Raw genomic sequence first — 25,598 nt, 5'->3', positions numbered from 1 at the left:
CATGACTCTTTACCACAGCACCTTTGGGTGGTTTAGTTCGTATAATGATAATACTTATTGGTACTCATGATTTCCGCTTCGCTCCAATTGATGCCCCCTCCTGTAAAACGACATCGGTGGGTCAAGCCTACAAATGCTTTCCTCCATCTCAAATAAAGCATGCAGCACTATTTTATGCCGACGTGCTGCTTCTTGGCACACTATGGGTAGTAGCAGATTGCGTGGTAGTTTCCTGTCAAACCGCTACGCAGTTTGAGCGGGATACAAACCTTGAAATTTGGCACTTACCCTGCCATTACTTATACAAAATGTTGGCGTGTCGTTATTTAATTAAATGTTGCTTTTCTTCTTTCCCAATTTTGAGAAACCGATGCATTATATTTATTAAAAATCTTTGAATCCAAATTCGTATTAGCCCAAGATTTTGTATTGTAATATTCCATAATTGGAATCAGGAGTTTGGGAATATCTGATTCAACAATTTCTCTACTTCCAATATTCGTCAATTCAATTTTAAATCTTTCATTGATACTCAAAACGTATAAGTAATATATAATTAGCACTATAAACTGTGAAATCATTATCAAAGGGATACTTATTTCAAAAAGCAGTCTAACAATATTACTTCCGCTCACGGAAAATATTGAAAGTAAAAAAGGCACACTCAAAACAACAAGAATTATAAGATTTTTATAAATCATTCTTTTTAAAGTGTTTTCTGTATGAAAAGAACTTTCGTAAGAATTAAGTGCAAGTTTTTTTATTCCATTATTAATTTCTTCATTATTGTAATAGCCTGTAGAATTCTCATCGCAATAAGTTGTACCAAAGGAATTATCAATCAAATCATTTCTTTTCTTCTTTTCTACAGATTGAAATAGAATCCTAGCTAGTAGAGACATCAATATGTACCCAACCATAGATACATAACTGATTGTTTTTCCAACATCAAGAAGACCTAAATAATTATTCAAGATAGATGCGTCTAAATACTTTGTTAAAGACCAATTAATAGCAATAATCGAAGCAGATACAATCAATAAAGCAAAAGCAGCTTTTTCAATTTTTCTGATAACTTCATATGTTGGGTCAAAAGGAACAATTCTTGTCATAACTTACTCGTATTTAGGAAAATCATCGCCAAATATTTCTCTCCATTTATTAATGGATTTCTCTACGTCTTTGTCATCAACTTCAGCTTTTATAGCTTCATCTGCTTTCTGATATGCCCAATCTGCTTTTTGAGAAATTGATTGTTTTTCAGAAAATGAAAAACCATTCAAGTCTCCTTGAAATCCTTTAGGGTCATTTACTGAATTCCAAATAGCCGACTTTAGATAGAGAAAAAAGCTTCTAATATCATAGTCTATCCATTTACTCAGTTCGGATTTAGCATTAGCAAAGTTAATTACTATATTTTCAAAAAGATAAGACCCAATTGTATAGGAAGAGTTTCTTCTATTCCAATACTTTAGTATTCGAATTAATTGCAATAATCTTCCATCTTTATTTTGATTAGCGGTTGTTACTCTATCTTGGTCAATTCTTGGGTCAGTTGGTTTCCAGTTTCCATTTCCATCAGGAATTAAGTATAATCCTGTATCTGTATAGAAACAAGGTACAATATCAAATACCCATTCATAAGAACTAAGTGACAGAGTAGCTGCTTCACCTCTGCTATGCAATTCTGCTGATTTATATTGGCTAATCTGTGATAGCGAATTTTTTACTTTATTAACAACACGTCTAGAGTTCAAAACATCAGAGTCTGATAAGTTTTTTAACCTTTGACCTGCATTGGGTGTGTTTATATGATATATATTATTCGGATATAGAGTGTACGAAGCTCCATTTGCTGTAAAACAAAACATCAAATCAATATCATCTAACTCCCTAATTTTTGTTCTACGCTGAAAAGAGCCAAAGTTTATATGCATTGAATCATATTTGAAAGGGAAATCTAAATCCTCTTTCGAATCTAATCCATTTAGCTGTGTTAAGAGCCATTCTCTGCTAGTTCTAGCTTTATCAGTCCTGTCTTTAAGCAAGTTGACAATATCCTTATTAAATTCATCAAATGCGGAGTTTACTGTTGTTGCCATTTAGTTTTTCTATATTAATGTCGATATGTTATTTGGTCGGGTTTAATGCACGCCAACGGACAAGTATATGCAAATGTGGGCGATTGCGGGCTTCAAACTTATCAAACCGTGAAAATTTAAAGCGGACTACAACTCTTGAATTTACTACTATCTCGCCCATTTTGTATATACAGTGTTAGCGTTTCTTGCTTTATTCATCATTATCAATCCGTGAGTTGGCAAGGCAAGCTCTTTGGCTGGTTTTGGTTGAGTGTTAGCTTGTGTGACCAGACAATGTGCTTGACGTATTTTAAAAATCCATCCACCCGTCTTCTTTTGATGTTGTTTCATAATCAAGATGATGTGATATAATCTTAAACAAACATTTAACTTTATTATCAGAAGCAACAGATTCATAATATGGTTTACTTTTTTTATCCCAAAAATCCTTGTTTTGGCTACCTTTCTTTTCAATCCGATTAAACCAAAAATTTTTGAAAAAAGGTATTATTATAAAATTAAATGTTCCTTTTGAATTGTTGTTTACTGTAGTTAATCTATTCACTATGGCAAAATGATATTTAAAAGCTTCCAAATCTTCGCTATAAACAGCATTAAACAAATAGCAAATTAATTTTAATGCTGATTCAAAGTCTCCTTTATAATTATCACTCGTTTCCAGAATTGCTTGCGATTTATTTTCACCTGTCGATATTAGATTAAAAATGTTTTCAAGTGAATCAACAATAGCCTTATCACGAAAAATTGATTTGAGTTCATCTAATATTATACTTAATTCGCTAATGTTATCAGTAAATTGTTTTAAGTCATCTGAATAACTCGCTACATAATTCAATAATATTGGAATAAAAACGTGTTCAATTATAGGCTCATCAAATTCCTTAATCTTTTGTTTAGGTCTATCTTCAATAATACTTTTTAAGAACTCATTCTTTGAAAGTCTTTCATGGTCATAATCCTCTTCAGCCAATTTATTAGTGTCACTAATAATTCTAAATTGAAGATTAATTGCCTCTACATATTTCTTGTCAATTATCAAATAAGGTATTGAATAGTTGAGCATTAATGAGAAATAATTAAAATCAAATGAATTTGAAATTAAAATATTATTGTTTGCCCATTTTTTTGACAACTCTAAATCCCCGAATGCCTCAAAACAATTCAGAAACAATAGTGAAACTATAAAACGTCTTTCCGCAAAGTAATACTCTTCAACTAAATCATTTTTGTAGTGAGACAGAAACATGCCTCTTTTAGGCACTTCATAATCACCACCTAACATATCTTTCTCTGGTGGTTTGCCTTTAAAGTATATCTCTTTCCAATAATTCAAGACATGTCCATACCTCATTATTGTAACATGAAACTCTGGGCTAACATTATAACTATCAAGTAGAATTTGGTAACCCTTTTCAAGCTTGTAAATGGCATTTTTCATATCCCCATCTAAAAAATAGGATGTAGCTAATTCACCAATAACTTTTGCTTGTAATATATCGCTTGTGAATTCATTCTCCTTTGCAAACTCATTTGCTTTCGAAGAATAATGAAGAGCGATTTTTGAGTCTTTGATTCCTAATATTTGACTAATAACAAGATATGTGTCTAATTTTTCAGTGTAAAATTCATCGACCTCAATATCCACGGCTGTTGCAATATATGGTGTTGCTTCATCAATTCTATTAAAATAAAATAGTTGTCTCCCAATTGCATCATTTATAAGAAAATACGCAGTTTTATTGTCAGAAATAGTATCGATAAATTCTTTTGCATAGCTCAATGCATCATCAATTGCATCTAGTCTTTCACTATAAATATTAATGATATATCTAATTGCATTTGCATTTATTAATTCAAGATTTAAAGCTTTTGCCTGTTCCTGAATATGTTTAAAAATGTCAATTAGTTCAAACCAGTTTTGGTCTTTTTCGTCTTTCTTCTCCTCTTTTTCTCTAAGATTTTTAAATATAAATATCGACCCAAAATCTATATTTTCAGAATCTCGAATTGTCTGTAGTTGCTCTTCTGTTAAACCTGATATCGTGCTGAACCAATGGTCAATACTTTCAATTGAATCTATGCTAACAACTGCAGCCCATATCATTGCCTCGAAGTTATTCTCCAATTTCAATCCTTCTTTATCACCATATGTTTGGATTAAAGCATTGTATTGGTCGTTACCCGTCATTAGAAAGTTTAATGCTTTTTTAGAATTAATAGCGGAATAGTGAGTTGAAAGAAGTAGATAAGCTGGTCCTACGTTAATACCTTTTTTAGATGCAACTGAGCAAATATTTTCTAAATCATCAACTAAGAATGAAAGATTATTATCTTTTTTGCTATTAAGAGTTATTTGCAATGTTCTAATATACAACTGTAGTGTCAAATCCATTTCATCAGGAAGCTTTGTTGTATACCAGTATAAATTTATTCCCCACTCAAAATATGGTACTGGATTTTTGAGGGCTTCGTTTAAAACTAATGTTAAAACAAAACCCGCATCATTAAATGATTTTGCAGCTATAAAATAAGTGATAGCCTTTTGGGCATCGAATTGGTTTAAACTTTTCTTGTCAAGAATATTTTTACCTAAAGTGTAATTTAATTGTTTTTCTAGGCTCTTACTTAAATCTCTTGTTTTTAGTTTTTTTAGCAATGGTGACACTTCAAATCTTGAAGAATCTCTTTTTTGAATCCATATTCCTACGGAACTATTAAAACGTTCAATCAAGTTTGAGATTTCAGGAGAACAATCACCGATTAGTCTTACTTCATCAATTGTAAATGAACCAATAAAAACATTTAATCTATAAAGTAAATTTCGAGTAGTTTCGTCAGCAACTGTTTTGGTTAAAATATCATAGGTTGATTCATTCAATTCCAAAGAATAATCACCACTAAATATCACTGAAAGTTCATCTGAGGACAGTTCCCAATTGATTTGTACTAAATATTCGCAAATCGCTTTAACAATTATAGGATGACCTGTTGACAATGAATGAACTAAAGTTTTGTATTGGTCTGCTTTCTCTGGAAGTACACCATAAGATAGAATTACCTCATAAACATCTTCTACAAGCAAAAAGGGTAATTTAAGAGAATGTATATAACCATCATTTATATAGTCCTTAATCTGAATAGGTAATTCAAAATTACTAGTAGATAGCAATAAAATATTTTTCTCTTTACATACTTTTAGGAAGGAAATAAATCGACTAAATGCTTGAGAACGAAAATCTAACTTTGGTAAATCATCCAGTACAATTAGAGAACCACTTTCAATTTTATCAAAAATTGCAGATAACCAAGAGTCAAGTTCGTTTTTACTAGAAACAGAAACAAAAGCAGACAAATCTGTAAAAATCTTTATGAGGAAACTTGTGGATGTAAACTCTCTAAGATTTATCCAAAAAATATTCGAACTAACTTTTTGAGACATGAGTACCGATAATTGTGATTTACCAGTTGAAATACTCCCATCTATTGCTATCCATCCATTTGTTGTATATTTCTCAAATAGTGAGTCAATCAGACCATCTCTTTTAGAAATGTGCTCAGATAGTGGTTGAATTTCTGATTTTGAAAACAAGATTTGATTGCTAATTTCTACATCAGTCTTAAACTTTGTGTTCAACCCTTTTGTGTCGATTAATTCACTTACTTCTTCCTTTATCTTTTTTATAGTCTCGTATTGTTCTACTTCCTTTGGCTCACGGGTTGTATTGATTATCTCTTTAAAAACTTTTTTAAAATCTTCAATTTCTTTATCCAGGTCTATTGTAATATTTTTAAGCTGCCTTAAATTGGGGTTTGTATGAAGGTTTGAATCTAAATTTACTTTAAATGTCCAATTGTTGTTTTTATAAACCTCTTCATTAAGTGCCTTTTTAACTTCATCAATCTCAAATAATGCAATAATCTTTTTGCTCTTCTCTTGTACAGAAATTAGTTGATATAACGTTTCCAAATAAACAGAATTAAAATCTGAATCTACTGTTGTTTTAATATTCTTATTTCTGAGAATTGTATAGATAAATAAATCTTTTTCTAATTTACTTTTAGCAAGTTTCAATACAGGGGTAACAACCTTTAATCCAAGAGTTATTAATATTTTAGAAGTAGCAGGTTCCATTTATTTCTCTGTGGTTTTGTGGGTCAGATAAAAAATAGCTCTTTTGCAAGCTGAAGAATCAGCCTGTGTGTTGGAGCTTGCAAATGTGCTATTTGTGCGTTGGGTTTTCATAGTTCTAAGTATGTTGTCTCGGTCTCCTTGCATGAACGCTAACTTGTTTGTTAGCTTAATAAAGTTGTGTTTATTTTACCGTTATTCATTTATTCTATTGTGTTTATACCTCCACATAAGTGTTATAAACGCAAGTTGAATATCTGGGCTATCAAATTTATGAAAAACAAATAGCAAACAATAAAATCAAAAGAGGTAAAACTAGCAGCGAACATAAAATAGAATAAGTCTACATAATTGCCAGAGAATATAAAAAAGCTGTGGCACTCCTACCACAGCTTGGTTTTGTTTGTTCCTTTATTATACAATTCAACCCTTACGAGAGCATAGAACAACCAATTTCTTCCTATTCCTTTCAATGCCTAATTGATGATAGCCTCCAGTTCCGAGTCTACTTCAATTGAGGAGTTGGGTAATGTTATTTCATTTACACCAAAGTTATCTAAGGTCTTCATAGTCGGTAAAGCTTGTGTTCCTTTCTTGATTGTAATTGCATCAGAACTAGCACCTAAAACCTCTTTATTTATTACTGGGGCAGTCTTTTCTTCTTCAAAGCTCACCTCATAGATTTCATCCAGGTTAAAGCCCAATAAGATATCTTCAACAAAATGCATTGCCTCAGTTTTGGTTTGTCCAATAATTCCAAGGTTAATGGCTTCTTTCTTTATTCTTTTTTGACTCTCTGCTACTCTATTTTTTAAGGCAGTCAACAATTTCTCTCTCGAGCCTCCAAAACTTAGAAAAAAGCCATCTCTTACTTTAATGAATTCAGCCTTTTCGAAACTCACCACTGGCTGATTTACGATTGGAATTGGAATGATGATTTTTTTGGAAATACTATCAATTTTTAGCTTCTGTAAATCAATTGTAGCCGAAACAGAAGTAGGATACTTTACCAGCATTAGTAATTTTTTCCTTGCATCATCATTTTTGTATAAGAATATCATGTCATTGTATTTGTACTCAATCAAATGCAATTCTCTTTTTTTTACGATTTTTTTCAAACCTGCCAATCCTATCTGCTCTTTACTTCCTTCACAGTTATACAATAGAGCAATTCCTGCTATTACTGCCAGCAATGCTACTATCCATTTTATGATTTTCATGCTTTTAAGTTTTATTATTAATCAATAGGTACTTTGTCTTTAAAAAAGCTGTGGCACTCCTACCACAGCTTGGTCTTGCTTGCTACACTCAAGTACAATTCAACTTACGAGAGATGAAAGCAAACAAGTTTTTTTTCATTACGTCAATACTTTGTACAGATTAAACGAAAAACACTTCACTCATTTCCTATCATTACTTATACAAAGTGACCCTGCCGTTAATGATTTCAAAACCTCAATTATCTTCCTAAAAGCAAGAACCTTAAGAAATCACTAACTTTTAGGAAGATGTAAATCAAAAAGATAAAAAGTCAAACATATTCTACACAAATAAATCTTTAGGTAATTCAGTAAAAACAGATTCATCTAAATCTGGAATTGCATTTTTTAATGCTTCTAACGGATCGTTTGCAAATAATATGGTATTTTTCGCATCAGCTTCTAACCAGGCAAAAAAGGTTTTATCAATAGATTTCATATACTTTAGAAAGTTTTCCAATTTTTCTTTCTTAATATCACTTTTAATGTCATATGCTTCTATGGAAGGAAGAGTTTCTCCCATTGAAAAAAAGGTAAAATGCACCAATTCTTTGTTGCCTTTTTTTATATGATTTACAGAAGTTTTAAGTTGTATTTTTCTTTTTTCTAAATTCATAATACAATCGTTTAATCACTAATTTTAATAAATGGATCCCAGTAGTAATATCCTAAAGGATTATTGTCTCTATCTATGATCATAAAATAAAACGTATAAGTTATCTCTCCTTTACTAAGCGCTGTTGATGTCCAAAAATAACTCTGAATTGTTTGCATTTTTGGTTGTAATGGTTCATCCATATTTGGCAATGGAGTTTTCACCTCAGCTAATAATGGTATTGGAGTAGATATAATTGGATTACCATGTACCAATTTAAAATCATATAAAAGACTAAAATAATTACTATTCATAGAGGTAGTTGCTGACCTCCAGCGAATTTGGTCTAAGCTTTTAATCGCTATTTTAAGCTCTTTTGAAGCCTGACCAAAGTCAACGAATTCAGAATCTGCAATCAGATAAATTAATGGTGCTGGAACTACTGTAGGATTACTTTCGGTTCCTTTAGGATATTTTTCAATTAAACTATCCGCATCAATAACCATTAAAACATCAACAATATTTTGATTTGAGTTACTCATAGAACATGTAATTAATCTGTAATTTTAATATATGGATCCCACCAGTAGTAACCTTGAACATTTCCTGCCCTGTCTAAAATCATAAAATTGAAATGATATGTTACACTACCTGGCTTTAAAACCGTTGAAGTCCAGAAATAAGATTCAATAGTTTGTGTTTTAGGCATGGTAGGATTGCTTGGATCTGGCAAAGGAGTTTGAACCTCTACAAGTAAAGGAATAGGATTAGATATTAAATCACCTCCTGCTGTAGCTACAAATTTGTACAATAAAGCAGAATATGTAGCGTTTAAGGAAAGTGATGTTTCTCTCCAACGAATTGTATCTAAGGTTTTTGCCCCAATAGCTAACTCAGTTCCTGCATTTCCAGAAAGTGCATCATCTCTTTTTGTAATCATAAAAATAAGAGAAGCATCCGTTATTTGTACAGGATTGTTAGGATCTTTATTTAAACCGTAATTGCTAATAATAGTTTCTGTATCTACAGCTATCAGCACATCAATAATTTCTTGAGTAGTTGACATATTTTAAAAAATTTAAATTTGTATAAGTTTTAAATAAACAAAGGATCTCCTCCTAATTGCATGGATACATTCAAGCTTGCATAATCGAGCTTAAAATCAGAACTATCTGTCCACTTTATGGGGGAAACTGCATTGATTATTAAAAGGTCAATCGCTGGGGAATCATCTGTATTCACAGCTTCAATAATCTCTGGCACAATGGTGTCAGCCCCCAAAATAAGTCCAATAATTATTCCACCAACAATTAAAGCGGCACCATCGGTAGCTATGGTAAGTATTAGTAAGGCAATAGCAGCAACAATTGCAATAACAACCTCGGTTATAATAGAACCTTCTGACCTATGAATAGTATGTTGAATATCGGCAGGTTGTGCTTCTATAAATTTTAAAGTTTGTCCATTTTTAGAAGTTCCCAATTCTATTTTATACCAGTTTGTAGCTGTACATTGTGCTGTGATTCCAGGAATCACTTCCGTTTCGGTATAACTTTGCAAGGTTAATATTTGTCCGTCAGACTCTACACTCAATTGTTTTAAAACTGGTTGATAAGTCGACCCATTGTGTTCTACCTTGGGAATATCAACAGAAATACCATTTTTTAGATAAAGCTTAGTACCTGCGTCATTGAGCAAGAAATTATCCTGATTCAATCCTGGATAAGCCTGCTCTATAGCTGGTCTTACTAAATCAGATAATGTGCGCTTTTGAGAAACCAAGAAGCCAGCTTGACTCTTTTGAGGAATAATATCGTTTGATATTTGATTTGCCAAATCATCACCAGTTCTATCGCCAGTCATTGTAAGAACCCCGAGAATACTTGAATCCAAGTCTTTTCCGTCAAGAAAAGCGTAGCTAGTATAATTTGGAGTTACAAATCCCCATTTGCCCTGATCTATCATTCTGTTAAGGTCTACTACGCTAAAAATATGGTTAAACTCTTGTAAATTTTCATTTAACCATTTTTTTAAAGCTTCTTCAATTATGGCTTTAGAAACCGTTCCCACATCTTTATCCAAGATAAGTGAAACTAAAACTGCAGCTGGCAGGCTTTCGGTTCCCGTATGTTTAACTACTAAAGCTTTGGGATTGCCTTTTACATCATCAGCTAAAGATTCTGCATGAGGCACATAGTGCATATTTACCTCCATAATTGCTGTACCCGAATCACATTTTACTGTATTCCCATTGCTGGCATAAGTTAGAATTATATCTGCTAAAGGAATCGAAAACCGTATATTTTTACCCGATCCTCCTTTGCAAATTTGCCAATCGTTAAAGTCACCCGACAAAGAAAAGCTACTTGCTTCACTATAACTAAAACTCTTAGGCGATGATTTCTTATCTATTATAGCTTTGTTAGCATCTGGTACAGGAATACCAAAAGAGGTATCCCAACCAAATGTATACACAGCTGTATCGTTATTACTAATCATGATACTAACTTGATTTTTGAGTTTCTAAACCAATTTGTAAAGAAGAAGCTAATTGAGCATTTTTAAGATCGTACGAATCTACTCCAGGCCAACTATATGGCACAATAACGTCATTGGCAAATTCATCAAAACCTGGAACCTTTTCCCATTCGCTTTTAGCCATTGCTTCCATAATAGTTTCAATAGCCTCCTGTGTGGCCACTCCAGCACCAATAGCTGCAGCTATACCACCTAAAACTTTCCATCTGGTTGCGGTAAAAGCATTTTTAAAAGCCGGCCATTTGCCTGTAACCTGCTCTGTTCCGTTAACTAAGGCATCCGCCTCATTTGCTTCTCTATCGATTAAAGAAGTTTCTTCATCAACTTCTGAAAAAGCTTCAATACTTACAGCTGCAGAACCAGCTTCCTCGGTTACTTCACCTACAGCTGCTGCCGCTCTTAAACCATCAATTAATGGAGCTACTACGGCAACAAGGCATAGTACGGCAACAATTGAAGACTCTACAATTTCTGCAGTAATTGCTGCTTTCGTTTTTGTAACATTTACGGTCATATCTTTGGTTACCTTATCGAACCAAAATAATTGTTTCCCATTAATCTCTTTTAAACCTATAGCAACTTGTTCTGTAAAGTTAATGTGCACATCATACTCCCAGCTTTCCGGATACAATAAATCAATGAATTGAATTTCTAAATAACTATTATCCAAACTCATCTTAAATTGTCTCTCTTTAATGGTAAATATCATGGAATCGTACAAGTTTATTTTACTTGTATCATTTGCATCTAACTCTAATAGGTATTCCGTTTTACCATCTGAACTAGATAAATACCAACTAAGTCCTTTAGCGGTTTTATATGCACTAAATCCCTCAACCATAATTCCAGGATCCCAATATCCACACCCTTGTCCTAAATTAATCCATCTTCCTTTTAAATCATCTACCATACCATCAGGCAATTGATTATTGTCTAATTGGCTAGCATATTTAGACGATACAGTTGCCTTAACAGAATCATCTTTTTTAAATCTTCCCCAAGTTAATTTTTTGTTGTTGGTAACTGTTAATCCATCATTTGTAATGTCAAACGAGGTCATTGGTTCGTTATTAAACACCGTAGTCGCACCAGCAAGCATCATATTTTTCATGAAAGCCGTTCCACTTATCAAAAATCCAGCATTGGTTCCATCATCTTTATTAGGTATGGCATTTGGCGATACTTGATGGCTTGAAGGAGAAGTATTTCCTTGAGTCATAGTTAATACACCAAAAACACTATTATCCAATGTTCCATTATCTGTAACTGCATAACTAGTTCCCGTTGGTTTAATCCATTCATAATTGGTCTTAGTTGATAATGCCGGACTTAAATCTAAAGAGCTGAAAACATGATTAAATTCTCCAATATTAGTATTAAACCACTCGCTTAAAAGTTGCGGTAATACAGCTGCTGCAATCCCTTCAGTTTCATCATTTTTAATGGTAACAATAACTACTGCAGGCTCTTCTGAACTTACTGCATTTTCAAGAAGTTGTAAGTTGTTTTTCCAAGTATCTTCAAACTCATAAATCTGCAAAAATTCATCTTTGTACTTATCAACATTGTAAAAAACATAGTAGTTGTTTTTGCCTTCTGTAATTAACCAATCTTCATTGGCATTAATAATGGTTACTTTAGCCGCAGATGATATTGTTTTCCCATTTTTCTTAAACTCAGTAATTAAAGTTTGATTTAAAACGCTTTTGTTTAAATCAGTCTTAATGGTATTTACCTCATCATTTCCTCCAACTGAAAATGCAAATTGATCTGGATTAGGCACCCATTCCATTCCTACTTCTATAATCACTTCGTAACCTTTTACATCATAACATTTTGAAGCTCCTGCGTTGTATGTTCCACTGACAAACGGGCAGGTCATTCTAATGTTTTTACCATCACCTCCAACTGTTAATTGCCAAGGTCCTAATACACCATCTATCTTGTAAGAAGGAGCGTCACTAGCTGCTTGTGATAGGTTTTTAGCTTTATCATCTACTTTCGACCAATTGTTTGTAATAGCGATGTTAGCATCGTTGAAACGAATGGCAAAGACTGTATCCCAATCATTGGTGTCAGCATTTTTATTTACAGGTAATTCTTTTACGACTTCTGGAACAGGAGTGGTTCCTGTATTCACTAATGTTGTACTCATAATTTTCTTCTTTTAAGTATTATTAATATTCAGATTAAATTTCCATGCACATAAAGAGCTCCATTTAGCCCTGCATTATTTGAAGTAAATTGTTGTCCATCCTTAGTAGACCAATCAATTAAGTTGGCTAGATTAACTACAGAGTTAGAAATAGCTTTATCCAGATTGCTATTAATATTGCCAATACCTACATCATTTACTTGATCAGAAAAATCATTAATACTGTCAACAATAACGGATATCAATCCTGGTAACGAGGTAATCCCTACAGCTACTAATAAGGTCCAGTCATACCATGGTATGCTTTGATCGTGATGAGTAACTGGATTTTTATCTTTTGAAAAAGTAATTTGATCGTTTGTGTAGAGCAAAGGATTGATGTCTTCACAACTCCAAGAATAACTTGCGTTAGGAAGTTTTGCTAATCCAAAGAAAAACTTAAGTGAACCACCTCCCGATGTTTTCGTTTTTAATCCGTTGCCATCGTCACTAGTGGTTAGTTTTAAAGAATCCGCTGTAATGGTTCCTTCATCTGTTTTTACGTTAAAATCCTCACTATTTTTTATTGTACAACTTTCATCGACACTAACACTTAAAGAAAACTTACCTCCAGAGAATGTACTTTTAACCGAAGGAAGTACCACATTGTTGAAAAAGGATTCTTGAGATATAAGAATATTTGCATTACTATCTTTAACTAAGGCAGCAGAATCAAAGGCTGGATTAGAAGGTAAGACTTTATCTGTTAGCGTACATAAGAAGCATAAGGCATCATAGGATTCTCCAGTACTATAGTAGTAGATCCATTTATATGGATCTAACCAAGAACTTACATTTTTTGGTTTTGGAAAAACATCAGCAAAAATGTAGTTCATCTTGTCTTTATTCTCAAATAGAATATTGGAAGTATAGTTTCTTAGTAGCCCTAGTCCAATAGTATCTAATTGCTTATCTGGATCTAGAATATTAACAACAGCAACATAACCCGGATTTTTAGGATCTTTAGTGTCTGTTGGAGAAAAAATCAATTTAGTAATATCCTTACTCCCTTGTGTTTCTTGACGATCACTAGAGCCTAACCACCCCAGTGTTACCTCAATCAGTATAGTAACATTGGTTAAATCATAACTTTTAGTAATTGGACCTTCAATAGATAAATATCCATCCTCAACAGGCATTGAATAACGAAGCAAAGAGTTTTGTCCCCCTTTAATAATTTGCCAAGGATCAAATTTAGCGTCTAATGTTATGGTTGAACCGCTTTGGGAATCTTCACCACAGTATTTTAACTCGAGATCTACATTCTTAAGATTATCGATTAGTATTTTGTTGACTTCATCTATAGAAATTGCAAATGAGTAGTCGTAGCCATAAGTTCTCATAGTGTTAATATTTTGTCATATTTATATCGGATACTTGTGTAATTTTTATTTACAGGCATTCGCACATGCGCCCCCCTGTACAATTATTTTATAAACATTAAGCCCAAAAGGCTCACGTTTCTATTAATTCTTTTTCTTGTTCAAACATTTGTAGGTTGAAAAACATAAAAACAAAATAGATCTATATAGTTAAGATCTGTGGAATAAAGCTGTGGCACTCCTACCACAGCTTGGTTTTGATTGCTTCTTTCTTAAACAATTCAACTTACAAGAGATGGAAGCAAACAAAGACCTTTTTTCAATTCTATACCGAAAATTAATTAGTAGAAGCCATTTGTTCGTATTACTCCAAACCCCTAACTAATTATATATCGGCATTTCAATTTAATATTTCACAGTTTCACTTAAGCTCACTTCGAAATTTAAATGGTATTATTCCACCGGGCTTGCTACCTCTAGAGGAATGGCTTCCATTTCCAAATGAAATTTGCTTCGCTCCGATGCATAGCGACGAATTGGCACGTATAGGATTTTGTAATTGATATTTTCAATAATCAGTCGGTGTTCCCCCTCAGGAAAATGTCTGAATCTAAAAGCGCCATTCTTGGTAATGTGGGTAGCTAAATCGATACCTTCCACCGATACCTTGCCCAAAGAAATTGATTCGCCCGTAGCTTTATCTTTTAAATAGCCCAGCACATCGTAATGGCGCTGTACTCCTTTGGCTTTTTGTCGGGCTGCAAAATAGTAATTCACAAAATCTACATTGGTAGCGCGCAGATTCTCTATACTATAATCCAGTTTGTTGTTCAAAAGCTGATTGATCTTCTTCTGTACAATCTTAAAATCTTGTTTGGCATTGGCCTTATCTTCTCTCAATACAATCAGATCGGTACGCTTTTGTTCAAAGGCTTTGCCATCGGTCTCTAGCGCAGTTATACTGGCTTCGGTAATGCCAAAGGGTTCCAAACTTGCCACGTGCTCCCTGGCTATGCTGATGCTCTGCTTGTAAAAAGCAATCAGCTCCAATTCGCTAAGAATCTTTAAAGAATTTTTAGAGATGCTAACTTTTTCTAAGGTCTCACCATCGGATATACTGTTGGCATAACAGACCAAAGAATTGGAAAAAGGATACAGCTTAGCTCTTACCTCTTTTTTTGTTGCATTCTTTTCGCCAATCAACCATTTTAAGGGCTGATCTACCTCTTCTCTCAAACCTAAGAGGGTATTCAAATCTAAAATAAATTGATCTACCTGAGCTTTGGTAGTAACATTGGTTTCGTAAATACTTGCATTCTCAGTCAAAGCCTTTTGGGTTTGCACATAAGAATCTAATTTTAAATTAATCGAAGTATCCATGTTTTTTTTGATTTTTAGGAGTTATGCTACACTACAAATTTCATTAGACAATACATACTGTGAGTGAATCATACAACTCGATTGGATATTAAAAATTGATTTACTTACTACATTTAACTCTCCTTCTAACTCTTTTGCTAAAAGGGGCTATAAGCATTGAATTTTAACTCTTTCAGGCCAATAAAAAGTTTACTAATTTTCATTCATCATTCTGTTTTAGGGCTCTAAAATTTTTCAATATGGAAACTCTCCAAATCGATCTGTTTCCATTATTTTCCAATATGCCGACTTTCAAAATGGATTTGTTTTGAATATTATTCCATTTGGTAACATTCCAAACCTATTTGTTTCCATTATTTTTTGATATGGCAGCTTTCGTGTTGAATTTGTTTCCATTAATTTCTGATTTTCAAGCTCTCGGAAAGTGATTGTTTCCTTTTGGGAAACATGAGTGTCCATTTGTAAAAAATTTAAATTGGCTTACAATTCATTCAAATGATATAAATATGATATAGAATATTGCTAACTCGAAGCTCCGATAGTCATCGGAATCGAGGGAGTGATTTAGCAAATGTAAAATACTTCGATCAGGTGATCTTAAAAGTATTTAGTGGATTAAGTAAAGTAAGATTCTACTTGCGATCTATTCCTCAAGTAATCAATTGCTTGAATTGTTTAAATAAAGTTAAGGAAAAATTTCTTTAATTTCCAAATGAAAAATGCATTAATATATAAATAACGTTTGCTTATCATGTAAAAATAGCCATTCATAACACATCGAACTGCTAGTATTTTCCAATGCTAGAAGATATTTTTAGCTATATATCTTTTTTTTATAAAAATATTATTTTCACCACAATTAATTCTTTAATCAGGATATCTATCACTATTTGATACTGAGGTGCAAAGACGGAAAATGTGTATTGTTTACTTTAAAAAGTATTTTTCACCTACATCTCACCCATCATTACAACAAAAAGAGACTGACCCAATTCAGGGTTCAGTCTCTTTATTCTATTGTGCACAATTCAATTAAAATGACACCTAATTCTTAAATGGAATGACGTTTTAGAACACTGTTTAAAATCGCCTCATCGGTATCTGAAATTACATATTTAACTCTACCAATAACTGCTTGCTTATCTTTTGGGACTTGTGTCCGGATTTTTATAATTTTCGAGATATAGTTCAGGTATAAATTTTATTCTTTTTCTGATCAATTCCCGATAAGCAATTAATTCTGGAAACTGATAGAAAAACTCAAGCTTTTGATATTTTATTGAAGTGGGTAGAGGTTTATCTGTTAAAACAAAAAATGTCCAGGATTCCGCAATATCCTCTTCAGGACTTTCAGCTGCATAATCTGTTACAAATTCATTAGGACGTAACAAGTAAAAATCATACAAGAAATCAATTCTCTTTGATTCATTTTTCTTCCTGTTTATTCTATCCCATTCTTTTAATATAGCTGGCTTCCAAAATTGTTTTACAAACAAATTCAGATAACTGCTTTTGCGTGCATATCCTTCATCTGTTAAATATCCTTTTCCTTCGGATTGATAGTTATCATCAGTAAGTTCAATTTGGGTCGAATTTAAAGTCAGTAAATGACCAAACTCATGTATCAAGGTATGAGTGTAATTGAGTATTTTTATTGAATCACTTGTCAATAGATCCATATCTTCTGTATCCAGGTCGAATTGCCAATACTCAACGGTCTTATCCATCTGATTTATTCCACCCATATCCTTATCAATACCATCTGTAAATAGCCTTAGCGAAACAATATACTTGTCGATTAAATCGGAAGGTAAAATGTGATGTATCGTCTGCCAATAATCTTCAGCCATTGAAAAGTTTGCTGAGTCGTTCCCAATCACTCTTCCTTCTTTAACCTCCCATATCCCATGTTCTTTCTGAGCACAAAGCGTTGTGGATATAATAAGGAAAACAAATATTAAAATTTTCTTAGATTTCATTTCTATCATCGTAAAAAAATCAGTTTAAGAATTCCATACACTTTTTCAAAGATAATTAACTGAGAATTAATATTATTATTGTTTTACAAATCCTTTTTAATATCATTCCAATTGAAAAGAAATAGTCTCTGTAAATTTTGAGATGTGATAATCAAAATGTTGTAATTCCTCTTCTTGATTCTTAATCGAAAATAATATTCAAGTCCTTGAAAGCAACCAAATCCCCTTTTCTTCATCTGCCAATAAAAGAAAGAATCCAAAAACCGACAAATCAATTGCTAATCTGGTATTAATTTTGTGGTTTTTAGATCGGTAAATCTAAAATTTAGAAGCGATGAAGAAGTGGATGTTTATTTTATTGGTTGGATTGCTCTCCTCTTGTTTGGATGATAATGACGATGATTATTTATATCACGCACACCATAATAGTGTAATTTTACTTCAGGTAAATTACACCGATTTTGTTTTTGAGGGTGGTATAGAATTGTTCCTTCATTCAGAATTTAACGAATCGGAGGAGATACCCATAAGCGTGGATTACGATCCGCCAGGAGATTTTGGTAACATCAGTTTGTACTATGAGCCAAAAGAAGAGTTGCTTTTTGATGGGTCGATTGTTTGGGCAGGAAAAGGGAAGCGTAAATTTCCTGAATACATTTATGCTCCAGGTAAATTTCTTGAGTTGGATACCCGAATAGATACGCCTGTTGATGATAAATTTCAAATCATCTTTCCTGAAGAAGGAGTCGATTATCCTTTGGAATCGATTTGGAATTCCATCAATAATTTATCGATCGTAAAAAGATATCTTAAAAGCGGTAAAAAGATTGGCATTTTTCGTTACACACCAAGTGTAGGTGTTGGCGATCCGAATGAATGGGATTGGTATGTGATCATGAACACAGTTCCTTAAGGCACAATTACTGCTTTAGGCTGTTTAAGAATTATACAAAAAGAGGATTTTCAAGATTGAAAATCCTCTTTTTACAATTCAATATTTGTGTGGTTATTTCACTGTTTTCTTCATGGTTGCCAGATAAGTCCAATTCAAATCCCGCATTTTTATCGCCTCATCAATTTTCATTTGAGTTTCCGCATCAACATTGAACACTTCATTTCTGCCATAGGCATCAAAATAATGCAAATACCCTTTGAACCAGTCAAATGTCATGTGAGTCGTTCTCACCTTACTTCCCGATGGCATTAATACCTTAGCCAGTGCCCAATGACTCATCGTTCCAGCATCTACCCTATCCTGATGAATCGGTAAAAACAATTCCATTTCCGCTTTTTCGTATTCATCATACTTACCATCCAAAGCTTCCATAAAATTCATTCTCATTACCGAACCCACTTCCATTTTATAATTATCGGTAGTTGATTTAATAACCGTCAAAAACATTCTTTTACTTAGTTCCCGCGAAGCTGTCCCTTCCTTTAGAGCCTCACGCAACTCCTCATCCGTCATATCAGGGTATGCATTTTTAGCTGCACCCCAAATATCTCCATCAGCTAACGCTTTTACCGGATCATCATACAAAGTAACAGCCAAATACTGAAAGCCTTGCTCTGTACCTCCAGGCTTAAGGGACCAAAGATCCCAACCTTTAATTTCTCCACTCTTCAAACGCTCGGCATGTATTTTCTCCCAGAACGTTTCGGTTTCCCAATAATCCATCTCCTGGTTATCTGTAACTTTCATAAACTCAAAAACCAGAAATGTTTCCTGCTGTGCCATGCTTGTACTACAAAACAAGACCAGCGCCACAAAAAGTAATATTTTTCTCATTTCAGATAGTGTTAGTGAATAAGACTTAAGTTACAGCTTTTTATCTCTCCATACAAAGTCTTAGGTTAAGCAGGAGTCATTTTTTCTTAGATTAAATCCAAAATAGGTTACCTTCTGTATTTCCTCAATAGATATCCACCCATAACTCCTACCTATCTTATAAACAAAACCCAATACATTGTAAGTTACAATGTAGTTTCAAATTAAACTTATGATGATATATTATATGAATTACATATTACCAATAAGCACTCACCGATTTTACCCATTTTATTCCATCTGAATTTACAAAACCAAGAATCTAAATTCCTCTAATTTAAATGGAAACTACAAATCACCTATTTCATTCACCTTCTCCAACAAAAATCCACAAATCACTACAAACCAATACGCTAAATGACAAGAATCAGGCATTCACCACAGATAATCCATTTGAATCAAGCACCATTTCCTTTCACATATCCTAAAAAATATGAGATCTTAGCTTGTTAAATTTTGTTAAAACATTGGCTCAAATCAGAAATGAATAAACTTTACTTAAGTTTTGTACTAAATTTATAGTTATATTTATATCCGTCAACTATAATGTTAATTTGAGGGAGAAAGATTTGTGCAGATGATAATAATACCAGTACATGATTAAATTTTATTCTATTCTACTTAAAAGTTCTCTATTCATATTCATTTTAGGCTGTTTTTCATGCTCCAACTCCGATTCTGAGAAAGAATTCACCTTTAAAGTATCCAGATCATCCTTTTTGGATCATGTTGTGATTAAGGGAGAATTGGAACCTATTAAAACCACAACCATATCCTGTCCCAACATTAGCGGTGACGCCACTATATCCTACCTAATACCTAATGGATCAAAAGTGAAAGCAGGCGATGTAGTTTGTAAATTGCAATGCTCAAATCTTGAAGATCAGTACAGCAATAAATCCAAAGAACTTGCCATAGAAAAAGCAGAGCTTGAAAAAGTAAAAGCCAACCATCAGCTACAATTGCAATTGCTTTATGCACAAGAGGAGACCATTGAGGCTTCAGTGGCAATACAGCAATTGGATACCATCCAAAAGCAATTTATCAGTGAAACAAAAAAGGAGCTTTTGAGTCTAAATTTACAGATGGCAGAAATAGAACTGCAACAGATTGAGCGCAAAATTAAAAGCTTGATAAAGATTAACCAATCTGAAATCAACAAGCAAAATCTAAAAATCAAACAAGCCGAAAATAAATTAAAAAGCAGTAAAAGTTTGTTAGATCAGTTGAATTTAAAAGCCAGTACCGATGGAATAGCATTGCGGTCGAAGAAATGGGGTCGCGGTCCGGTTTTGGTCGAAGGAGATGCTGTTTGGAGAAGAATGCCAGTGGTAACTATTTCCAATACAAGTGAATATCAGATTAAATTCAACCTACCAGAAGGAATATACAAAACAATAAATAAAGACAATAATTACCAGGCGACCATTAGCTCTGTACCCAATTCGTTCCTTACCGGATTTGTAAAACAGAAGTCGCCTGTTGGAAAACCCATTTCGAAAGATTCCAAAGTCAAGTTTTTTGATGTGAGTGCAAGTGTAGACAGTCTAAATTTTGAGCCTAAACCGGGCATGACTGTTATCTGCAAGGTAGAAACTCAAAAATTGGATAGTACAATTAGTTTACCATTGGTAGCTATTCAGAAAGAGGACACTTGCCTGTATGTATACAAAAAATTAGATGGAGAGTTTATTAAACAAGAGGTAAAAGCCTTGTACAAAAACTCCAGTTCTATGGTTATCGAAAAGGGTGTTGATGAAGGTGATATTATTTCGATAATAGAACCTGAAAAGAGTTTGATAAAAAAAACTCAGAATTTATAAGACGAAACAAACCCAAACAGTTCAAATTTAAATCACATGAACAAATTCCTAATTCCCTTGCTTTTAGTGCTTGCTGCTTGTGGCAATCAAACCAATTCAGATATTGGATTGTACAAAGTAAAGAAAGGTGATCTGAAAATTGTACTCTCCGAAGAGGGTGAATTAAAGGCAACCAATTCAGTAAACATTTCTTCCCCTAACATTTCATGGAGATATGGGAACCTTAAGATCATTAAATTAATTGAAGATGGTGCCGAAGTAAACAAAGGCGATACCGTTATTGTTTTCGATCCGTCGGAAGTAGGTAAAGTAATTGAGCAATCGAAAAATGAAATGGAAATTGCCAAAGCTGAGCTTGAGAAACTAAAAGCACAGAATGCCTCAAAATTAGACGAGTTGGAGTCGAATTTAAAGGTAACTACCCTATCGCATAAAATCTCGGAAATAAATTTTGAACTGGCTGAATTTGAAGCAGAGGTAACCAAAAAGGAAATTGAATTGAAGCTTAAAAAGGCAAAAATATCCTTATCCAAGGCTCAGGATGAAATTGAAAACACAAAAAAGATTCAAAAGGAAGAACTTCAACAATCCATTCTAAAAATAGAACAGCTAAAAACAAAACTGGAACAAGGAGATGAAGCTCTAGCAAGCCTAACGGTAATTAGTCCTTCGAATGGCTTGGCCATACTCACCAAGAACTGGAGAACGGGAAACAAATGGCAAACAGGTGATCAAACCTGGCCAGGCAACCCTATGATTACCTTACCCGATTTGAGTGAGATCATGGCAATGGTTCAAATCAACGAAATTGACATTTCGAAAATACTTCCCAAACAAGATGTTGAAGTTAAGCTTGATGCCTATTCGGATCTTAATTTTAAGGCTCAGATTTCGAAAATTGCAAATTTGGCAGAAAACAAAAACAATAAGACTAAAATAAAAGTCTTTCCGGTAGAGGCACTAATTGAAGGTTCTTCGGATAAGCTTTTGCCTGGTATGACCGTGAGTTGCGACATCCTTATCGATAAAGTTAGCGACAAACTCATTATTCCATCCGACGCACTTTTTTCAAAGGAAAATGAGCATTGGGTTTACCTGAAAAAAAGGAATTCATTTGTAAAGAAAAATGTAGAAATAGGAGCTTCAAACAACGATTTTATCATTATTGAAAAAGGCTTAGCTGAAGATGACAAAATTGCTTTAACCGATCCTTTTAAACTTGAAGAGGAAGTAGTAAAAGAATCCTAAAACAGTAATTATGAAATCAATTGTAAAATACATTTTTATAAGTCTTCTTTTTTGTTCCTGTAATAGTATCGATAAAAAGAACCTTCACAGCATACAAAAAGGAGAATACAAAGCTTCTATAAACGAATCGGGTGAATTACAAGCTGTTTATTCCAAGGGAATTACTTTGCCATCTATAGGTTATTCCTATGGTTGGGAATTTAAAATTATTGATTTGGCAGAAAATGGTCAGGAAATTAAAACGGGTGACATTATCGCCAAATTCGATCAATCCTCAGTTAAAAAAGCGATCATCGAACTACAAACCCAATTGGAATTGGAGCAAGCCAATTTAAATAAAACCATTGTTAGCAATAAAATCGAGATTCATAAACTGGAAACAGCTTTGGAAGAAGAGAAAGCCAATTACGATCTGAAAAAACTTGAACTGGAAAAATTCAAGTTTGAATCGAAGCAGAAATACAAAATAAAGAAGATGGAATTTGAGCAAGTTGAGATTCAACTGGCAAAGGCTAAAGAAAGAATCTCTCTTCAGGAAATTATCCGAAAAAATGAGCTCATCATTCAGAAACTGAAAGTGAAGCAGATTAAAGATAATATTGACAATGCGTATTCCGCAATCGACAAACTAAATGTAAAGAGTCCGAGCGATGGCATTGTTCAAATAAAACCGAACAGAAGAACCAAATTGAAATATAAAATTGGTGATGAACTATTTTTAGGACAGGCATTCGCTTTGGTTCCTGACTTAAGGAAAATGAAAGTTCGCACTAAGATTAATGAATTGGATTATAAAAAAATCAAATTGGGGCAGAAAGTCCTTGTTCGCTTGGATGCTTTACCATCAGTAGCTTTTCATGGATCGGTTAATTCCCTGGGAAAACTTAGTAAGCCAAAAGAAAAAGATAGCAGAATAAAAGCTTTTGATTGTGAAATATTAATTGAAGAATCGGATCCAAGACTAAAACCAGGTATGACGGTTAGTTCTGAAATCTACTATGCCAATTACAAGGAAGCCAATTTTGTAAGCAATGATTGTGTACTCACAGAAGAAGGGATTTCTTATGTTTTTACGAAAGAAAGTGGAAAGTTACAAAAGCACAACATTAGCGTAGAAGCCGTGAATAACAAATTCACCCTTCTCAAGTCGGATCTAAAAACGGGTCAAAAGTTAATTCCTATCAGTAAAGTGAAAATAGAAAGCTAATCAAAAATCTTATCATGCAAATTGAAGAAAATCTACGAGTGGCATTTAATGGTCTCATCGATCATAAAGTGCGTTCATTTTTAACCATGTTGGGAATTATTTTTGGTGTAGCATCTGTTATTGCTATGCTTTCCATTGGTGAAGGTGCAAAACGTGAAGCCATAAAAAAGTTTCAACAGCTAGGTGTAAACAATATTATTATTCGCGACAAGGATTTATCGGACGAAGAACTGGAGACTGCACGTGCCAAATTTTCGCAAGGATTGTCACTGGAGGATGTAGAAGCCATAAAAAACATTGTTCCTCAGGTGGAGAATATCGCTCCTCAGGCTGAAAAGTCATCGGATGTTAAATATCAGGATAAATCGGTAAAATCGAACCTAATAGGTATCACACCAGAGTTTTCAAAAATTCTGAATTATACTACAGAATTGGGAAGCTTTATCACCCAGGATCATTACGACAGACAATTAAAAGTTTGCGTTATTGGTTCCGACATTGCTGCAAAATTCTTTTATGTGAACGATCCTATAGGACAAAGCATTAAAATTGATGATCAGTGGCTGGAGGTAATTGGTGTCTTAAAAAGCAAATCGCTCTTTACCGAAACAGTTGGAGAACTGGCTTCGAGAGATTTGAACTCCGACATCTACATTCCCCTATCTACCTTTAATGGACGATTTGAGAAAGAAAAGGAACTCGCCAGTGAACTAAAGCAAATCACGGTTAAGGTAAAAGACTCCAAAAACATTACAAAAATTGCGGAGATCATTGAAAACCTTGTGAGTCGTCACCATTTCGAGAATCAGGATTTTAGCATTGTTATACCTGTTGAACTATTGAAACAAGAAGAGAAGGAACGCAGAATTTACAACATTCTTCTTGGCTCTATTGCAGCGATATCACTCCTTGTTGGAGGAATTGGAATCATGAACATTATGCTGGCAACCGTAATGGAACGAACCAGAGAAATTGGTGTTCGACGCGCCATTGGTGCCAAGCGCGATGCGATACTCTCACAGTTTATTACCGAAGCATTGGTAATTAGTATTACTGGGGGAATTATTGGTGTACTCTTTGGCTTAAGCTTATCCTTAAGCATTACGCTGTTTACGGAAATTACCACTAGTGTCACCTTGTATTCTGTTGTAATCGCATTTTTGTTTTCTGTAATCGTTGGGGTAACATTTGGTTATTTGCCAGCAAAAAAAGCAGCCAACCTTAGACCAATAGAATCAATTCGTTACGAATAAAACCTATCGCTATGCTTATCGAAATAAAAGATCTTAAAAAGAAATATATAATGGGTGAAATTGAGGTTGAAGCCTTAAAGGGAGTCAATCTCAACATTAAAGAAAATGAGTTCGTTTCTATCATGGGACCTTCCGGATCGGGAAAATCAACACTCATGAACATTTTGGGCTGTCTTGACATTCCCAGTTCCGGTGATTACATTTTTGATGCCGTAAATGTTGCAACGCTTGACGATGATGAATTGTCGGAGATTCGAAATCGTAAAATTGGATTCATTTTTCAGACCTTTAATCTTCTGCCCAAGTTGAATGCATTACAGAATGTAGAACTGCCATTGGTATATGCTGGTAAAGACAAAGCCGAACGAAAAAAGCTAGCCTATGAGGCACTCGCCAAAATGGGATTGGAAGAAAGAGCACATCACAAACCTAATGAACTATCTGGAGGACAGAGACAAAGAGTTGCTATTGCAAGAGCACTGGTTACCAAACCTGGAATCATACTAGCCGATGAGCCAACTGGAAATTTGGATTCGAAAACCGGTGTTGAAATCATGTCCATTTTTAGGGAATTGCATCAGGAAGGCAACACCATTATATTGATTACCCACGAACCTGAAATCGCAGAATATGCCGACAGAGGAATAGTAATTAAAGATGGTCTGATTGTGCAGGATCAAATTAATAAACAAAGCCAAGTAATTCTAAACGGTCAGAAAGCCTGAATTTAAAACTGAACAA

Annotated in this window: 19 protein-coding genes; 6 read left to right on the top strand and 13 right to left on the bottom strand. The window is 33.8% G+C overall.

Annotation, left to right across the window (positions count from 1 at the left end; translation table 11 throughout):
• Nucleotides 1-326 precede the first annotated feature (326 nt).
• From GCQ56_RS19945 to GCQ56_RS19890, 12 genes are all read right to left on the bottom strand, one after another.
• Nucleotides 327-1,112, bottom strand: coding sequence for a hypothetical protein (locus tag GCQ56_RS19945; protein ID WP_152736307.1), 786 nt, complete (start codon nucleotides 1,110-1,112; stop codon nucleotides 327-329).
• A gap of 3 nt (nucleotides 1,113-1,115) precedes the next feature.
• Nucleotides 1,116-2,102, bottom strand: coding sequence for an SMODS domain-containing nucleotidyltransferase (locus GCQ56_RS19940; RefSeq protein WP_152736306.1), 987 nt, complete (start codon nucleotides 2,100-2,102; stop codon nucleotides 1,116-1,118).
• Nucleotides 2,103-2,391: 289 nt separating this feature from the next.
• Nucleotides 2,392-6,234: a hypothetical protein gene (locus GCQ56_RS19935; protein WP_152736305.1), complete on the bottom strand. Its 3,843-nt coding sequence runs from the start codon at nucleotides 6,232-6,234 to the stop codon at nucleotides 2,392-2,394.
• Between the two features lie 473 nt (nucleotides 6,235-6,707).
• Nucleotides 6,708-7,451, bottom strand: coding sequence for a DUF4230 domain-containing protein (locus GCQ56_RS19930; protein WP_152736304.1), 744 nt, complete (start codon nucleotides 7,449-7,451; stop codon nucleotides 6,708-6,710).
• A gap of 322 nt (nucleotides 7,452-7,773) precedes the next feature.
• Nucleotides 7,774-8,106, bottom strand: a complete 333-nt coding sequence (locus GCQ56_RS19925; protein ID WP_152736303.1) for a hypothetical protein — start codon at nucleotides 8,104-8,106, stop codon at nucleotides 7,774-7,776.
• A gap of 11 nt (nucleotides 8,107-8,117) precedes the next feature.
• Nucleotides 8,118-8,627, bottom strand: coding sequence for an AidA/PixA family protein (locus GCQ56_RS19920; protein ID WP_152736302.1), 510 nt, complete (start codon nucleotides 8,625-8,627; stop codon nucleotides 8,118-8,120).
• Nucleotides 8,628-8,638: 11 nt separating this feature from the next.
• Nucleotides 8,639-9,151, bottom strand: coding sequence for an inclusion body family protein (locus tag GCQ56_RS19915; RefSeq protein ID WP_152736301.1), 513 nt, complete (start codon nucleotides 9,149-9,151; stop codon nucleotides 8,639-8,641).
• Nucleotides 9,152-9,180: 29 nt separating this feature from the next.
• Nucleotides 9,181-10,584, bottom strand: coding sequence for a TULIP family P47-like protein (locus GCQ56_RS19910; protein ID WP_152736300.1), 1,404 nt, complete (start codon nucleotides 10,582-10,584; stop codon nucleotides 9,181-9,183).
• A gap of 4 nt (nucleotides 10,585-10,588) precedes the next feature.
• Nucleotides 10,589-12,778 carry a TULIP family P47-like protein gene (locus tag GCQ56_RS19905; RefSeq protein ID WP_152736299.1) on the bottom strand — a complete coding sequence of 730 codons (2,190 nt, stop codon included), beginning with the start codon at nucleotides 12,776-12,778 and terminating at the stop codon, nucleotides 10,589-10,591.
• 29 nt (nucleotides 12,779-12,807) lie between these two features.
• A complete protein-coding gene (locus tag GCQ56_RS19900) occupies nucleotides 12,808-14,160 on the bottom strand; it encodes a TULIP family P47-like protein (RefSeq protein ID WP_152736298.1) in 1,353 nt (450 codons plus the stop codon).
• Between the two features lie 432 nt (nucleotides 14,161-14,592).
• Nucleotides 14,593-15,519 carry a hypothetical protein gene (locus GCQ56_RS19895; protein WP_152736297.1) on the bottom strand — a complete coding sequence of 309 codons (927 nt, stop codon included), beginning with the start codon at nucleotides 15,517-15,519 and terminating at the stop codon, nucleotides 14,593-14,595.
• Between the two features lie 1,139 nt (nucleotides 15,520-16,658).
• Nucleotides 16,659-17,498 carry a hypothetical protein gene (locus tag GCQ56_RS19890; protein ID WP_152736296.1) on the bottom strand — a complete coding sequence of 280 codons (840 nt, stop codon included), beginning with the start codon at nucleotides 17,496-17,498 and terminating at the stop codon, nucleotides 16,659-16,661.
• A 334-nt stretch (nucleotides 17,499-17,832) separates the two neighbouring features.
• On the opposite strand from GCQ56_RS19890, the gene GCQ56_RS19885 reads away from it, so the two are divergent.
• Complete coding sequence (locus GCQ56_RS19885; RefSeq protein ID WP_152736295.1) at nucleotides 17,833-18,411, top strand: hypothetical protein; 579 nt, start codon at nucleotides 17,833-17,835, stop codon at nucleotides 18,409-18,411.
• A 93-nt stretch (nucleotides 18,412-18,504) separates the two neighbouring features.
• Here GCQ56_RS19885 and GCQ56_RS19880 read toward each other — a convergent pair whose 3' ends face one another.
• Nucleotides 18,505-19,287, bottom strand: a complete 783-nt coding sequence (locus GCQ56_RS19880) for a hypothetical protein (RefSeq protein WP_152736294.1) — start codon at nucleotides 19,285-19,287, stop codon at nucleotides 18,505-18,507.
• A 635-nt stretch (nucleotides 19,288-19,922) separates the two neighbouring features.
• Here GCQ56_RS19880 and GCQ56_RS19875 point away from each other — a divergent pair.
• Genes GCQ56_RS19875 through GCQ56_RS19855 form a run of 5 tightly spaced genes read left to right on the top strand, consistent with a single transcriptional unit; the run spans nucleotide 19,923 to nucleotide 25,582 of the window.
• Nucleotides 19,923-21,149 carry an efflux RND transporter periplasmic adaptor subunit gene (locus GCQ56_RS19875; protein ID WP_152736293.1) on the top strand — a complete coding sequence of 409 codons (1,227 nt, stop codon included), beginning with the start codon at nucleotides 19,923-19,925 and terminating at the stop codon, nucleotides 21,147-21,149.
• A gap of 36 nt (nucleotides 21,150-21,185) precedes the next feature.
• Nucleotides 21,186-22,397 carry an efflux RND transporter periplasmic adaptor subunit gene (locus GCQ56_RS19870; protein WP_152736292.1) on the top strand — a complete coding sequence of 404 codons (1,212 nt, stop codon included), beginning with the start codon at nucleotides 21,186-21,188 and terminating at the stop codon, nucleotides 22,395-22,397.
• Between the two features lie 10 nt (nucleotides 22,398-22,407).
• A complete protein-coding gene (locus GCQ56_RS19865) occupies nucleotides 22,408-23,604 on the top strand; it encodes an HlyD family secretion protein (RefSeq protein WP_152736291.1) in 1,197 nt (398 codons plus the stop codon).
• Between the two features lie 14 nt (nucleotides 23,605-23,618).
• Nucleotides 23,619-24,857 carry an ABC transporter permease gene (locus GCQ56_RS19860; protein ID WP_152736290.1) on the top strand — a complete coding sequence of 413 codons (1,239 nt, stop codon included), beginning with the start codon at nucleotides 23,619-23,621 and terminating at the stop codon, nucleotides 24,855-24,857.
• Between the two features lie 11 nt (nucleotides 24,858-24,868).
• Nucleotides 24,869-25,582 carry an ABC transporter ATP-binding protein gene (locus GCQ56_RS19855; RefSeq protein WP_152736289.1) on the top strand — a complete coding sequence of 238 codons (714 nt, stop codon included), beginning with the start codon at nucleotides 24,869-24,871 and terminating at the stop codon, nucleotides 25,580-25,582.
• Nucleotides 25,583-25,598: the final 16 nt, after the last annotated feature.

Source organism: Marinifilum sp. N1E240, from assembly GCF_009295825.1.
Taxonomy (GTDB): Bacteria; Bacteroidota; Bacteroidia; order Bacteroidales; family Marinifilaceae; genus Marinifilum_A; species Marinifilum_A sediminis.
Note: the sequence above shows the minus strand (reverse complement) of the source record. Positions and strands in the feature narration are given on the sequence as shown.

What these genes read in the sequence shown, in the direction of transcription:
- GCQ56_RS19900 (WP_152736298.1), bottom strand. Translation starts at nt 14,160, where the DNA reads ATGAGAACTTATGGCTACGACTACTCATTTGCAATTTCTATAGATGAA.
- GCQ56_RS19905 (WP_152736299.1), bottom strand. Translation starts at nt 12,778, where the DNA reads ATGAGTACAACATTAGTGAATACAGGAACCACTCCTGTTCCAGAAGTC.
- GCQ56_RS19925 (WP_152736303.1), bottom strand. Translation starts at nt 8,106, where the DNA reads ATGAATTTAGAAAAAAGAAAAATACAACTTAAAACTTCTGTAAATCAT.
- GCQ56_RS19945 (WP_152736307.1), bottom strand. Translation starts at nt 1,112, where the DNA reads ATGACAAGAATTGTTCCTTTTGACCCAACATATGAAGTTATCAGAAAA.
- GCQ56_RS19855 (WP_152736289.1), top strand. Translation starts at nt 24,869, where the DNA reads ATGCTTATCGAAATAAAAGATCTTAAAAAGAAATATATAATGGGTGAA.
- GCQ56_RS19860 (WP_152736290.1), top strand. Translation starts at nt 23,619, where the DNA reads ATGCAAATTGAAGAAAATCTACGAGTGGCATTTAATGGTCTCATCGAT.
- GCQ56_RS19915 (WP_152736301.1), bottom strand. Translation starts at nt 9,151, where the DNA reads ATGTCAACTACTCAAGAAATTATTGATGTGCTGATAGCTGTAGATACA.
- GCQ56_RS19865 (WP_152736291.1), top strand. Translation starts at nt 22,408, where the DNA reads ATGAAATCAATTGTAAAATACATTTTTATAAGTCTTCTTTTTTGTTCC.
- GCQ56_RS19870 (WP_152736292.1), top strand. Translation starts at nt 21,186, where the DNA reads ATGAACAAATTCCTAATTCCCTTGCTTTTAGTGCTTGCTGCTTGTGGC.
- GCQ56_RS19935 (WP_152736305.1), bottom strand. Translation starts at nt 6,234, where the DNA reads ATGGAACCTGCTACTTCTAAAATATTAATAACTCTTGGATTAAAGGTT.
- GCQ56_RS19890 (WP_152736296.1), bottom strand. Translation starts at nt 17,498, where the DNA reads ATGAAATCTAAGAAAATTTTAATATTTGTTTTCCTTATTATATCCACA.
- GCQ56_RS19880 (WP_152736294.1), bottom strand. Translation starts at nt 19,287, where the DNA reads ATGAGAAAAATATTACTTTTTGTGGCGCTGGTCTTGTTTTGTAGTACA.
- GCQ56_RS19875 (WP_152736293.1), top strand. Translation starts at nt 19,923, where the DNA reads ATGATTAAATTTTATTCTATTCTACTTAAAAGTTCTCTATTCATATTC.
- GCQ56_RS19940 (WP_152736306.1), bottom strand. Translation starts at nt 2,102, where the DNA reads ATGGCAACAACAGTAAACTCCGCATTTGATGAATTTAATAAGGATATT.
- GCQ56_RS19910 (WP_152736300.1), bottom strand. Translation starts at nt 10,584, where the DNA reads ATGATTAGTAATAACGATACAGCTGTGTATACATTTGGTTGGGATACC.
- GCQ56_RS19885 (WP_152736295.1), top strand. Translation starts at nt 17,833, where the DNA reads ATGAAGAAGTGGATGTTTATTTTATTGGTTGGATTGCTCTCCTCTTGT.
- GCQ56_RS19920 (WP_152736302.1), bottom strand. Translation starts at nt 8,627, where the DNA reads ATGAGTAACTCAAATCAAAATATTGTTGATGTTTTAATGGTTATTGAT.
- GCQ56_RS19930 (WP_152736304.1), bottom strand. Translation starts at nt 7,451, where the DNA reads ATGAAAATCATAAAATGGATAGTAGCATTGCTGGCAGTAATAGCAGGA.
- GCQ56_RS19895 (WP_152736297.1), bottom strand. Translation starts at nt 15,519, where the DNA reads ATGGATACTTCGATTAATTTAAAATTAGATTCTTATGTGCAAACCCAA.